This is a genomic window from Roseiarcus sp. (genome assembly GCF_052145395.1).
In the GTDB taxonomy this organism is placed as follows: Bacteria; Pseudomonadota; Alphaproteobacteria; order Rhizobiales; family Beijerinckiaceae; genus Roseiarcus.
In genome coordinates this window covers 1-13,216 of sequence record NZ_JBKQOT010000110.1, presented here as the reverse complement: position 1 = coordinate 13,216, position 13,216 = coordinate 1, and the positions used below count along the sequence as shown (strand labels likewise).

Here is a 13,216-nt window from a genome sequence, read left to right as displayed (position 1 = left end):
GTCGCGGATCTCGACCGGCAGCTTGCGCTGGCCGAAGAAATACGATCCCGGGTCCGGCGTCTTGTAGCCGGTGAGGTTGAGGATGCCGACGTCGACCGCCGAGACGGTGACATGCGCCGACTCGCCGGGGGCAAGGCCAGAAGCCGCAATCGGGACCTCAATCGGCTCGCGCGGCCTCGCCAGCGTCGGCGCCGAGAAGGCGATGTCGAGCTTCCGCGCGTCGCGGCCGATGGCGAACCAGGCGAGCCCGATGGCCCGGCCCGGCATGCGTCGCGAATTGACGTCGAGCGGACGGTGGGTGAGCGCGACCGCATAGGCGCCGGGACCCCAGTCGGCGCCGACGGTGAACGGTACGACATTGTCGCCGGCGACGAGGTCGACGTCGACCAATCGTTCGATCGCGTCGCCGACCAGCGCCACCGTCGCCTTGCCGGCGTAAGCGGAGTTGATGCGCAGCTTCGCCTCGTCGCCCGGCGCGTAAGCCGCCTTGTCGAGGGTGACGACGGCGTTGTCGGGCGTGTCGGCGCTCGCCGTGCCCGACCAGCCGACGTCGAAAGTGAGGCTCGTCTCCTCGCCGTCGAGCGTTTTCACGTCGAGCCGATGCGCCCCCCACTGGACCGGGGCGGAGAACTTCGCCGGCGCCTCCGCGCCGATGTCGACGACGCCGCTCGCGACCCGTTTTGACGACTTGACCGGCTCATAATTCCAGCGGCCGTCGCTGTTGAACCACTGGTAGTCGTTGGTCACCTGATAGAGCGACCATTCCGCGCCCTTGCGCATGACGCGCGTCCCGTCCGGCGCGACCGCGATCGCCTCGAACGTCGCCTGATCGCCCGCGCCGATCGAGGAATCGAAGTCCGGCTTCACGCCGACTACGACGCCCTTGGCGCGCACCGGCAGCGTGACGGTGCGCTCGACCGTCCGCCCGCCGGGCTCGGCGACGTCGACGATCAGCTTGGCCTCCAAGGGCCGCGTCGTGGTGGCGTCGGGCAGGTCGACCGAGAGCTCGGCATGGCCCTTGGCGTCGGTCGTCACCTTGTCGGAAAACTGGGTCTCGACCGTGGTGAAGTCGTCGTCGGCGAGGCCCGCGACATAGCCCGGGAAGCCCGTGAGCGCCCCGTCCGCGACCGCCTCGAGCCGGATCGCGCCGGTGACGTCGAGGCCGCTCGCCGGCGCTCCGTAAAGAAATCGCGCGTCGAGGGTCAGCGCGATCGGCTCGCCCGGCGCGATAAAGGCCCTGGCGGGTTTCAGCGTGAAGTCGAGCCGCTCGGGGATGTAGTCCTCGAGCAGGAACTCGACCGCCCCGATCGGATCGCCCTTCGGATCGGCGTAGGCCTCGATGGCCCATTTGCCGGGCGCCGAGCCCGGCAGCAGCGGAACGGCGAAGGCGCGCCCGCCGAGCCCCTCGTCGGAAATCGTGGCGCGCTTGTACTCGACGCCGTCGGAACGCTTGACCACCAGCGTCAGCGGCAGGCCAGCGCGGGCGACGCCTTTGGCGTCGCGCAGGAGCGCGGTCGCAAACACCGTTTCGCCCGAGCGATAGACGCCGCGCTCGGTGTAGAGGAACGCGTCGAGCCCGGCCGGCGCGTCGCGGCCGCCGACGCCGCGGTCAGTGAGATCGAAGGCGTTCTGCGCCAGATTCAGGAAATTGTAGTCGCCATTGAGGGTCGCCACCAGGAGCCCCGGCGCAGAGCCTCCCTTGCCGCGTGAAAGACCCGGATCGAAATCCGCTCGTCCGTCGGCTCCCGTGGTTTTGACCCCGAGCACTTCGTTGTTGCGCGCAACCAGCTTCAGCTCGACGCCCGTGACCGGCCCGGCCGAGCCAAGCGACTGGACAAACACGTGCACGCCGTCGTCACCGGAGATGGCGGTGAGGCCGAGGTCGGAGACGACCATCCACTGAGTCGCAAGCTGCGCATCTTCGGTCTCGTCCGTATTCGTGGTCTTCTCCTTCCACGGCCGTGCGGTGACGAGATAGACGCCGGAATCGAGCTTCCCGACCGCCTTCAGGACCGGGAATTCCGTGACCACGTCCTTGTTGAGCTCGCTTGCGACATCCATCGCGCCGCTCCACACCTTCTGCCCGTCCTCATCGGCGATGGCGCGGGCGCGGGAGGCGTCGATGGGTTTCAGGAAATCGTCGCGGTTGACGGTCGCGATGAGGTTGCGATCGCCGATGCGGTAGACGTCGACGGCGACCTTGGACGTGTTGACCGTGACGAGCGGCGCGCCCTCCTGCCCCTCGCGCGGCAGCACATAGGCCTTGCCGGCGAAATGGGCCTGCGGCGAGCGGTCGCGCACGTAGATCTCGTAATCGGCCGCCTTCAGGAGGTTCTCGCCGACCGCCGAGGGCAGACCCTGGCGCAGCACGATCGCATAGCGCTCGCCGTGCTTCAGTCCCTCGACGCAGATCTGCTGGTCCTCGTTCGAGATCGCCGTGTTCGACACGCCGGACACCGCGACGTAGAGCGCGAAATCGGTCTTGCGCGCGAGCTGCTCCGAGAAGGTGAAGCAGACGCGCGGGTTGGTCGATTCGTTGTCGACCTTGTAATCGAGGATGCGGAAGCCGTACTGCTCGCGCAACGCCTCGTAGGTCTTGCGGAGGTCGATGTTGTCGCGCCTGTCGAGCGAGGCTTTGTAAGCGTCGAGCGCGCCGCGCCAGGCGCTGTGGCGTGCAAGGAGATCGCCGAGGGTCGCGAGCGCGGCGGCTTGTGCGTCGGGCGCGGCTGCGCGTTGATATGCGGCGTAGGCCGCAACCGCCCCCTCAGTGACGAGGTCCCAGCGGTTGTTCGCCTGGGCGTCGTCGGCCTTGAGCGCGACATTAGCGTAGGCGAGCCAGTTCGCCGGGTCCTTGGGCGCGCCGGTTACGGCGGCGGCGACGAGTTTCGCGGCTAGGTCGTATTTGCCGGCAGTCGTGGCGGCGGCGGCCGCCTTGCGCAGGTCGTCCGGCGTCTTTCCCGCGGCCTCAGCGCCGATCTTGGCCGCATCGGTCTTCAGCGTCTCGGCGAGCCGCACAGCGTCGCTCGCCATGTCCTCGTTGACGTAGGGCTTGACCTCGGCGGCGAACGCCGCGCCCGCCAGAAGGACCAGCAGGAGGAAGGCGCGCAAGGCTTGGAGCATGTTCACCCCCTCGGGGAGACTCTCAGGCGCATGCTCCGGGACGTCGGTCGTTCGGTCTCTGCGGCATGGCGCCGCAGATCTATACCATAGCGACGGCCGCCGCCCATCGAGATGACGGCGCCGCCGGGTTACGTCCCGCTCCATGGGACAAGGACCCGTGTTCCGTCGACGCCCGTCTTCCTCTAGCATCCCGGCGCCGCCAGCCCCGTGTCGGCGTCTTGGGGGAGACATGTTCAGCCGGCCCGCTCGCCTCACGCTTCTTTTTGCGGCTTCGCTCCTCGGCGCCCTGCCCGCCCCCGCTGAGACCCCGCCGCTGAAGCCGCCTCAGCCCGCCGCACCCACAGATGCGGCGTTCGACGCTGAGAAGGCGGCGTTCCTCGCCCTGCCTCTGGCGACGCGCGTCGCCGCGCAGGACGCGCTCGTCTGGCTCGGCCTTTACAATGGGACGAGCGACGGCGAATTCGGCAAGCGCACGCGCGACTCGATCGTCGCCTTCCAGCTCACCCAGAAGGGCAAGGGCGACGGCGTCCTCTCGGCCGGCCAGCTCCAGGCGCTGCTCGAAGCCGGGCAGAAGGCTGAGGCCGGCGCCGGCTTCAAGACAAGCGTCGACCCGAAGACCGGCGCACGAATCGGCACGCCGACGAAGCTCATCGACGCCAAGAGCGGCGTCACGCTCGACTTCGCCTTGGACGCGAGCGGCGATCTCCTCGACCTCTATGCGCGGCTCGCCGCCGACACCCCGACCCGCAAGGTCGCCTACAAGGCTTTGAAACCCGGCGCCTTCTTCGTCGTTTCAGGCCTGGACGGGGGCAAAAAATTCTACGCGCGCTACGAACTGGAGACCGGGGCGAATCCGCCTGTCCGCGGATTTGAGTTCGCCTATCCCGCAGGGCGCAAAGATCTCGACCGCGTCGCGCTGGCGGTCGCCAATTCCTTCGTGGCCTTCCCGCAGGCCGGCGCCGCGACGGGCGCCGCGACCCCGGCCGCCGAACCGCCGACCGGCTCCGCCCCGCCGCCGCAGCCGGCGGCGCCTTCGGCGACGGCCCTAATCGTCGCGCCGGGCCGCGCGCTCACCGCGCTGAAGCCGGAGGACTGCCCGAACCCGAGCGTCGCCGGGAAGCCGGCCCGGTTCGAGCGGTCCGACGCGGCGACCGGTCTCGCGATGCTCTCCGGCGACTTCGGCGCCAAGGCCGAGCCGCCGCCGCGCGGCGCGCTCGCGCCCGACCTCATCGTGCTGAGCGCCGACGGGGAGCGCGTCGCGGCCATGTCGGCTTCGCTCGCCGGCGGGGCAAGGCCGGCCGTCGTCGCGTCGCTCGACAAGAGCGCGGCGGGCGGCCCTGTGTTCGACCGTTCGGGAGGGCTCGCGGGCCTCGTCGCCCCGGTCACGGAAGAGCCGAGACGCGTCGGGGGCGTCGCGCTCGCCGCCCCGCACCCGCTGATCGACGCCGAGGCAATCGACGCCTTCCTGGGCGGCGGGACGCTGACGCCGCTTGCCGCCCCGGCTCCGCTCAGCGCGGGCGCGATCGCCGCACGGAAGAGGACGGCGGTCGCCGCGGTGACGTGCGGAAAGTGACGCGGCCTAACCGCGGGCCTCCGCTTCGCCCTGGCATCGCTGGTCGATGAGGTTGTCCGAGCCGACCGGCCACCATGAACCCGGTGCGCGTTCGTAACTGGCGAGGATCAGGATTTCATCGTTTCCCGAGACCGTCGCGCCGACGACCGCGATAACCAGATCGGCCGGATCCCGGACCGCGCCGCCGAGTTCCGCGCGGACGAGCCGGAAGGGCTCGACGCCGGCGAGGTCCGCGCTTCGAACCCGCAACGCCCAGAAAGGCTGATGCGGAACGACCGGGCCGATTAGCCGCCACTGGTCCAGCGGCAGCTTCGGCGCCGCGCCAGCGAGAAAGCGCCTTGCCTCAGGGACGAGGCAGCCGATGTGGATGTGAAGCTGGTCCTGACCCCGGACAGGTCTGGAGTTGACGACCAGGGCAATCTGGTCGCGGGCCGGCGGCCGGCCGTTGGCTGTCGCGATCATCGTGCGGGCCCGCCAGGCCTCGGCGAAATAGTTCGGGGCTTCCGGAGACTGCAGGAACGGGTCCTCGACGCCGACGCTCTCACGAGTCGGCGTGAGAATCATGTCGTTCGCCCAGGGCGGACGCAGGACGACATGGCCGCGCTCCTCACCCTCCGTCAGATCGACCGCGAGGCAGGGATACGGCAGTCCGGTCAGATGCTTGTCGGCGACGCAGGAGCGAACCACCTGCCACAGGGCCGCGCGGTGGGACGGGACCGCGCGGGCGGCCGACATGGTCAGCGCCAGCCCGGCGGCGGCGAGCGCAAGGCCCCAGGCGAGCCATCGCTCGGCGGGAAATCGCTGTGCGGGAATTTGTATGTGCGTCACTGTTACCCCTCGACAAAAGCTTTGCGCGAAATCCCCTGCGCGTAAAGGAGCGCCGTGAGGTCGGCGTGATCCACGCGCGCCTCGGCGGCCTCGGCCACTTTGGGTTTGGCGTGATAGGCCACTCCTAGGCCGACGGCGGACAACATGGCGAGGTCGTTGGCGCCGTCGCCGACGGCGAGCGTCTGATCGAGCGACAGGCCCATCTCGGCGGCGACTTCGAGAAGCGCCGCGCGCTTGGCGTCCCGGCCGAGAATCGGTTCGGCGACCTCGCCCGTCAGATTGCCGTCGGCCGTTATCAGCGTGTTGGCGCGGTCCTCGTCGGCCCCGATGAGGGCGGCGACCGCGGAGGTGAACTGGCGAAAGCCGCCGGAGACGATGACCAACCGCGCACCACGCGCCCGCATTGTTCGGGCGAGCGTGCGCGCGCCAGGGTTGAGCTCGATGCGGCTTTCCTGCACGTCGTCGATGACGCCGAGCGGCAGGCCCTTGAGCAGAGCCACCCGCTCGCGCAGCGCCGGCTCGAAGTCGATCTCGCCGCGCATCGCCCGCTCGGTGATGGCGGCGACATGCGCGCCGACGCCGACAAGAGCCGCAAGCTCGTCCACGCGTTCCTGGCCGATCAGAGTCGAGTCCATGTCGGCCATAACAAGCTTCTTCTCTCGGCCGGAGAGCGGCTGCACGATCACGTCGACCGGTTCACCGGCAAAATGCGCCTCGAGCGCGGCGCGCCTGTCGTCGATGTCGCCGGTAAAGACCATGTCCGCGGCCGCGCCCTCATCGAGCCAGCGCCGGCGCTCGATTCCGCCAAGGGCTAGCGCGGCGCGATCGATTCGGGCATCGCTCAGCGGCGCTTTGCTTGCATCGGCGATCAGCGTGGCGACAAGAACGGACGAGGGCATGCGGCTTCCAAGGACTCGATCGGGTTCGGCGTTGTGAGGCGGGCGCTCCTCCTCGCAGGACCGACGGCGAGCGGCAAGTCCGCGGCGGCGCTCGATCTGGCCCACAGGTTTGGCGCGACGATCGTCAACGCCGATTCCATGCAGGTCTATGCCGACCTTCGCATTCTCACCGCGCGTCCGACGCGCGCAGAGGAGGTGCAGGCGCCGCACCGTCTCTTCGGCGAAATCGACGGCGCGGTCAACTTCTCGGTCGGCCGCTGGGCGCGCCGAGCCAGGGAAATTCTCGCCGAGACGGCGGACCGACCGGTCATTTTCGTGGGCGGCACCGGCCTCTATTTCCGCGCCCTGACCGAAGGCCTGTCCGACATGCCGGCGGTCCCGGAAGCTGTCCGGGCCAGGGTCCGCGCTGAGGCCGAGGGCCGCCCGAGCCCGAAGCTGCACGCCGACCTCATGGCGGCAGACCCTGAGACCGCCACACGGCTCAGGCCCTCGGACCGGCAGCGGATTCTGCGCGCCCTGGAAGTGCTCGCCGCGACCGGCCGGCCGCTTGCCGCCTTCCACGGCGCACGCGCCGAGCCCGCCCTCCGGGCTGGGGAATGGAGCGGCCTGTTCCTCGCTCCCGACCGCGAGGCGCTTTACCGGCGCATCGACGCCCGTTTCGACGCGATGATCGCCGAAGGCGCGCTTCAGGAGGTGGAAAGGCTCGCACGGCGAAACCTCGACCCGGCGCTGCCGGTCATGCGCGCCCACGGCGTCCCGCACCTGATCGCCCATCTCGAGGGACGGCTCAAGCTCGGCGAAGCCGCCGAACGTTCGAAGCTGGACACCCGCCATTACGCCAAACGCCAGTTCACCTGGGCCCGGCATCAGCTCGCGGGCTTCGAATGGGTCGCGCCGGAGGCGGCGATGGAGGCCGGGGCGAGGGCGCTGCGGTAACGCGGGACGAATTTGAGGCGAATCGTCGGCAGGCCCGCCCGGCTTCCCGAAATCGGGTCCACGGGATCATCGAGGTTAATCATGTTTGTCGCGTTGAACAATTGGATCGTCGAACTGCCGACCACGCTGGCGATCGCCGCCGTGGTTGGGATTTCGGTGGCTGTGTCGGTCTTCGGGCTGGTCCTGATTCATGTTTCCGTGCCGCATCCGCTTCGCCGCGCCCACAACGAGGTCGCAGGATTTACCATCGCGGTCGTCGGGGTGATCTATGCGGTGCTGCTGGCCTTCATCGCAGTGGCCGTGTGGGAAGATTTCGGCAAAGCCGACGCGCTGGTGCAGACCGAAGCCAATCTCGTCGGCAATCTCTACCGCGACACGGTCGGCCTTCCCGATCCGCCGGCGACCGGGCTTCGACACACTCTTTTCGTCTATGCCGAGACGGTCGTGCAGGACGAATGGCCGGCGCTCGCCGCCGGGCGCGTCGAGGACGCGGCCGGATGGCAGCTCATGGATAAGTTCCACCTGTCTCTGGCGCAATTCCGCCCGTCCGATCCGGGGTCCCAGGCGATTGAGACCGAGATGCTCCACAACCTGAACGCGCTCTACGACGCGCGGCGCGGACGATTTCACGCCGCCGGCGAAGGTTTGCCACCGATCCTGTGGTGGAACCTGATCGCGGGCGCAGCCCTGACCATCGTGTTCAGCTACCTTTTTGGGGTTCCGAACTTTGCCATGCACGTGGTCATGGTCGCGATGTTGGCCGCCTCGATCGCCCTCGTTCTCTCCCTCATCATCTTGCTGGACAATCCCTTTCGCGGCCAGAACCATGTCTCCGCGGCGCCGTTCGAGCGTCTGGTCAGGACGGTGGAAGACATGGCGTATCCCAAGGATTAATGAGGCCATTCCCTTCGACTTGCCAGACGCCGCAAACGCGCGGCATGCTTACGCAGCGAACGCCCAGTCCGGTCCTCACGTGAGAAAAGCCATTGACCCTGATCAAACCCTTCCGCGCTCTTCGACCCGCGCCCGGACGCGCGGCGGACGTGCTCGCGCCGCCCTATGACGTGCTGTCGAGCGCCGAGGCGCGCGAACGCGCCAAGGGCAAGCCGTGGAGCTTCTTGCACGTCTCCAAGGCCGAGATCGACCTCGATCCGGCGATCGATCCGTACGATTCCGCGGTCTACGCCAAGGCGGCCGACAATCTTCGCCGCATGATCGACGCCGGCGTGCTCGTCCGCGACCGAGCGCCTTCCTACTACGTGTATCGCCTTACCTGGCGCGGTCACGTCGAGACCGGCTTCGCCGCGGTCGCGTCGCTCGCGACTTACGCCGAAAACCGCATCCGCAAGCACGAGCTGACGACGCCGGCGAAGGAGGACGACCGCGTGCGTCAGATCGAGGCGGTCGGCGCGCAGACCGGGCCGGTAATGCTGGCCTACCCGGAGACGCCTGCGATCGACGCGCTGCTCGCCGGCGCCGCAAAGGGAAGCCCGGCGGTCGACGTCACGGCCGACGACGGGGTGCGCCACGAACTCTGGGTCGTCGACGACGAGGCGACGGTCGCGGCGCTGACCCTCGCCGTCGACGCCCTGCCGGCGCTCTATATCGCCGACGGCCACCATCGTTCGGCCGCGGCCCTACGGGTCGCCGAGACCCGCGGCAATAAAGACGGTTCTTTCCTCGCCGTGCTGCTGCCGGAGCAGCAGATGACCATTCTCGACTACAACCGCGTGTTACGCGACCTGAACGGCCTCAACCCGGACGACGTCTTGCGGGAGATCGGACATCGCTATACGGTCGAGCCAAGCGATGGTCCGGTCCGCCCGAGCCGCCCTGACGAGGTCGGGATGGTCTTAGGCGGACGCTGGCATCGGCTCGCGCTCAAGGCCGAGATCGCGGCCGAGGCTGCCCGTAGCGCCGATCCGGTCGCACGGCTACCGGTGACGCTGCTGGCGAAAAACGTGATCGAGCCGATCTTCGGCGTCACCGACCCGCGCCGCGACAAGCGAATCGACTTCGTCGGCGGCGGCCGCGGCCTCGAGGAGCTGGAGCGGCTCGTCAATTCCGGCGCTGCCGCCATCGCCTTCGCGCTCTATCCGACTGAGATGCGCGACCTGATGGCGGTCGCCGACGCCGGCCAGATCATGCCGCCGAAGTCGACCTGGTTCGAGCCCAAGCTCGCCGACGGCATGGTCAGCCATATGCTGGATTGAGGCCGAGCCGCGCTCACCCCTTGCGAGGCAGCCAGCTCGTCACCACCGAATAGCCCTGGCCGGTGGGGACGAGGTAGACGGTGAGGCGATTGTTCTCGTAGACGCCGAAGGTCATAACCTCGCATTGCGAATCGACCGTCATCAGCACGCCGCAGGTCGAAGTTTGTGACGAGATCGGCGACCAGCCGATCGCGATGATTGCGATCTCGCGCGGCATGCCGACCCGGAGCCTTTGGCTCGCCTGGAAGGCGTCAAACGGCGGCGGGTAGGAATCCCTCAGGGCCGGATAGCCGCCCGGAGCGCATCCAGCCAGACACCCCGCAGCGGCGAGAATCGCAAGTCGTAAGCGCAAATGCGGCCCCTGAAGAGTAGCACGGACGAGCGACGACAATCGGACTGGAGCGTTGCCCGAAGCTGGAACCCAATGCGTTGTACGGCGCGCTCGGTAGCCCGAGACGGGCGTCCTTACGGACGCCCGATGGACCCGGTGTTACAGGCGACGCCTTCCGCCCCGCCCGGCCCTGCGCTAGCCTCCGGCAAATGAGCAAGACGCCGCACCCCGCTGAAACCCTCGCCAAAGCGCGCGCCGAGCACGCGCGCCTCGGCGCCGAGATCGCCGAGCACGACAGGCGCTATTTCCAGGAGGACGCCCCGACCGTCTCCGACGCGGAATACGACGACTTGCGCCGCCGCTACCAGGCGCTCGAGGCGACGTTTCCGGAGCTCGCCGACGCGGAGTCGCTTTCCCGCAAGGTCGGCGCGGCGCCGGCGGAAAAATTCGCCAAGGTCCGCCACGCTGTTCCGATGCTGTCGCTCGGCAACATTTTCGCCGACGCGGAGGTCGAGGAGTTCTGCGCCCGGGTGCGGCGCTTCCTCGGGCTTGCCAATGACGCGCCGCTGGCGATGACCGCCGAGCCGAAGATCGACGGCCTCTCCTGCAACATTCGCTACGAGGACGGCGGGCTCGTCCAGGCCACGACCCGCGGCGACGGCTACGAGGGCGAGGACGTCACCGCCAACATCCGCACCATCGACGCCATCCCTAACCGCCTCTCCGGCGCCCCAAAAATCTTCGAGGCGCGCGGCGAGGTCTACATGCGCCACGCCGACTTCCAGGCGCTCAACACCCGCCAGGCCGAGGCCGGCAAACCGACCTTCGCCAATCCGCGCAACTTCACCGCCGGCTCGCTGCGCCAACTCGACCCGCGCATCACAGCCTCCCGCCCGCTCAAGTTCTTCGCCTACGCCTGGGGCGAGGTGAGCGCGCCCTTCGCGACGACCCAGTTCGGCGCGATCGAGGCCATGCGGCGCTTCGGCCTGCCAGCCAATCCGTTGACGAAGCTCTGCCGATCGGCAGAGGAGATGCTTGCGCACTACCACGCCATCGAAGCCGAGCGCGCCAACCTCGGCTACGACATCGACGGCGTTGTCTACAAGGTCGACGACCTTGCCCTGCAGCAGCGGCTCGGCTTTATATCGCGCTCGCCGCGCTGGGCGACCGCCCACAAGTTTCCGGCCGAGCGGGTGATGACCGTGCTGGAGGCGATCCAGATCAATGTCGGACGCACGGGCGCGTTGACGCCGCTCGCCAAGCTGAAGCCCGTGACGGTCGGCGGCGTGGTCGTGTCCAACGCCACCCTGCACAACGAGGACGAGATCGCCCGCAAGGACGTGCGGGTCGGCGATACGGTCGTGGTGCAGCGCGCGGGCGACGTCATCCCGCAGGTCGTCGGTGTCGTGCTCGACAAGCGCCCGCAGCCGTGGCCCGACCCTTTCGTCTTCCCGCAAGACGAGCGTGGGAACTTCATCTGCCCGGTCTGCGGCTCGGCGGCGCTGCGCGAGATCGACGAAAAGACCGGCGAGGCCGACGTCGTGCGCCGCTGCACCGGCCATCTCGTCTGCCCGGCGCAGGCTGTCGAGGGGCTGAAGCATTTCGCCTCGCGAAACGCCTTCGACATCGAGGGCTTTGGCGACAAGCTGATCGAGCTCTTCTTCAAGGAAGGTCTGATCCGCACGCCCGCCGACATTTTCACTCTGCGCGCTCGCGACGGCCAGGGCCGCCCGCCCTTGCGCGACTGGGAAGGCTTCGGCGAGACGTCGGCGAAGAACCTTTTCGACGCCATCGACACGCGACGGACGATCGCGCTCAACCGATTCCTGTTCGCACTCGGCGTCCGCCACGTCGGCGAAACCAACGCGCGCCGCCTCGCCCGCCACTACGGCGACTGGGAGACTTTTCGGGTCGCGGCACGCGCGCCCGACGCGGCTCAGGAGCTGGCCGCCGTCGAGGGGATCGGACCAGTGGTCGCCGAGGCGGTCGCCGATTTCTTCGCCGAGCCGCGAAATGAAGACGCGCTCGACGCGTTGCTGAAGGAGGTCACGGTCGAACCGATGGAGGCGGTCGCGGCCGGCCACCCGCTCGCCGGTAAGACGATCGTCTTCACCGGATCGCTCGAGAGAATGACCCGCGACGAGGCCAAGGCGATGGCCGAGCGCCTCGGGGCAAAGGTCTCGGGCTCAATCTCGGGCAAGACCGATCTCGTCGTCGCCGGCCCTGGCGCAGGCTCGAAGCTCACGAAGGCGCGCGAACTCGGGGTCGAGACGATCGACGAGGAGGAGTGGCTGAAGCGGTCGGCCGGAGTGTGACTGTCAATAGGCGATGGGCCGCGCCTCGAAAAGCATCTACTCGACAAGCCCTGGCGCGAGGCCCGCGACGGCGTAGAGGTCAAGCTTCTGACGTAAGACGACGAACTCTACGTCTACGCCCAAAGCGACGACTGCGTCGCCAAGGAGCTCGCGATGCGGCGGCGCCAGCTCAAATGGCTGTGGGCGTTGGGCTTCCGCTGGCCGATCGCCGCCGAACACCGTACGGCTAAGCATCGGCCGCTGGAGCAAGGAGCGCGAGGAAGAGGCACCCATGCTCGGCTACACAAGTCAGCATTATGTCCTTTTGGAGGATGATGGACGGAGACGCCGAGCACCTTCAGGCCCGCGCCGAGCCCGAGAATGCCCTTGGCGATAGTTGGCGCACCTATTGCGACTACCGCGCATCGCGCGCGGGACGGCAGCGCTCAACCTTTACGGCTCTCCAACACTGGCTACGCGGAAGGTCAGAAGGTCTCCTTCCGCCTCTCGGACGGAGACGTATTCGCCGACCTTGAACACATGGTCGCCGAAGCGGAAACCTTCGTCCTCGTCGTCTCTCGCGGCGCGGGGAGTCTTCCATTCGAAGGCCCAGCTCGAGCCGCCGCGGCCGCCGGCCCGGTGAATGAGAAGCCCATGCATCGCAGGCTCGTCGGCCCAGAAGCGATGGGCGAAGCATTCGCTGCGGTGGAGCTTCCACGCCTCGATGTCGATCCGGCCGTCTTCGGTCAGCGGTGCGACAAAATCATAGCCGTGGCGGATCGATCCTTCGGGAAACTCCTTCGATCGCGCTGCGTGCAGCGTCACCTTGCGCAGCGGGGCGTTATTGGCCGCGGTCATGAACAGGTTCTCCTTGTTTTCCGCCGGTACTCGATCCGGGCCGTTCGTTTTCCGACCATGTCGCATCACGCCTGGCGAGAGCCAAGCGTGCGGACGCGGGGCTCCGCCTTGACGCTCCCTCTACCATCGCGACCGATCGGCGAACGCGCCCTCGCCGGAAGGGG

At 68.3% G+C, this 13,216-nt stretch carries 10 protein-coding genes; 5 read left to right on the top strand and 5 right to left on the bottom strand.

All coding sequences use genetic code 11. From position 1 onward, the window contains the following. A partial coding sequence (locus tag ACLP25_RS03925; RefSeq protein WP_442467922.1) for an alpha-2-macroglobulin family protein occupies positions 1 to 3,120 on the bottom strand: 3,120 nt, incomplete at its 3' end. A gap of 229 nt (positions 3,121 to 3,349) precedes the next feature. Between ACLP25_RS03925 and ACLP25_RS03920 the strand changes: the two genes are divergently transcribed. Beyond that, on the top strand, positions 3,350 to 4,693 hold the full coding sequence (locus ACLP25_RS03920) for a peptidoglycan-binding domain-containing protein (protein WP_442467921.1): 1,344 nt from the start codon (positions 3,350 to 3,352) through the stop codon (positions 4,691 to 4,693). 6 nt (positions 4,694 to 4,699) lie between these two features. Here ACLP25_RS03920 and ACLP25_RS03915 read toward each other — a convergent pair whose 3' ends face one another. Next, a complete protein-coding gene (locus tag ACLP25_RS03915) occupies positions 4,700 to 5,521 on the bottom strand; it encodes a CDP-diacylglycerol diphosphatase (RefSeq protein ID WP_442467920.1) in 822 nt (273 codons plus the stop codon). 2 nt (positions 5,522 to 5,523) lie between these two features. Next, positions 5,524 to 6,420: a phosphoserine phosphatase SerB gene (gene serB, locus ACLP25_RS03910; protein ID WP_442467919.1), complete on the bottom strand. Its 897-nt coding sequence runs from the start codon at positions 6,418 to 6,420 to the stop codon at positions 5,524 to 5,526. 18 nt (positions 6,421 to 6,438) lie between these two features. On the opposite strand from serB, the gene miaA reads away from it, so the two are divergent. From miaA to ACLP25_RS03895, 3 genes are all read left to right on the top strand, one after another. After that, the gene (gene miaA, locus ACLP25_RS03905; protein ID WP_442467923.1) at positions 6,439 to 7,356 is read left to right on the top strand and encodes a tRNA (adenosine(37)-N6)-dimethylallyltransferase MiaA; all 918 of its coding nucleotides are present in this window, start codon (positions 6,439 to 6,441) and stop codon (positions 7,354 to 7,356) included. A gap of 81 nt (positions 7,357 to 7,437) precedes the next feature. Next, complete coding sequence (locus tag ACLP25_RS03900) at positions 7,438 to 8,250, top strand: bestrophin-like domain (protein WP_442467918.1); 813 nt, start codon at positions 7,438 to 7,440, stop codon at positions 8,248 to 8,250. Positions 8,251 to 8,342: 92 nt separating this feature from the next. Next, a complete protein-coding gene (locus ACLP25_RS03895; protein ID WP_442467917.1) occupies positions 8,343 to 9,569 on the top strand; it encodes a DUF1015 domain-containing protein in 1,227 nt (408 codons plus the stop codon). A 13-nt stretch (positions 9,570 to 9,582) separates the two neighbouring features. On the opposite strand, the gene ACLP25_RS03890 is transcribed toward ACLP25_RS03895, so the two are convergent. Continuing rightward, positions 9,583 to 9,921 carry a hypothetical protein gene (locus ACLP25_RS03890; protein ID WP_442467916.1) on the bottom strand — a complete coding sequence of 113 codons (339 nt, stop codon included), beginning with the start codon at positions 9,919 to 9,921 and terminating at the stop codon, positions 9,583 to 9,585. A gap of 188 nt (positions 9,922 to 10,109) precedes the next feature. Here ACLP25_RS03890 and ligA point away from each other — a divergent pair, with 188 nt between their 5' ends. Then, positions 10,110 to 12,215 carry an NAD-dependent DNA ligase LigA gene (gene ligA, locus ACLP25_RS03885; protein WP_442467915.1) on the top strand — a complete coding sequence of 702 codons (2,106 nt, stop codon included), beginning with the start codon at positions 10,110 to 10,112 and terminating at the stop codon, positions 12,213 to 12,215. 432 nt (positions 12,216 to 12,647) lie between these two features. Here ligA and ACLP25_RS03880 read toward each other — a convergent pair whose 3' ends face one another. After that, positions 12,648 to 13,052, bottom strand: coding sequence for a hypothetical protein (locus ACLP25_RS03880; RefSeq protein ID WP_442467914.1), 405 nt, complete (start codon positions 13,050 to 13,052; stop codon positions 12,648 to 12,650). Between the last annotated feature and the right edge of the window lie 164 nt (positions 13,053 to 13,216).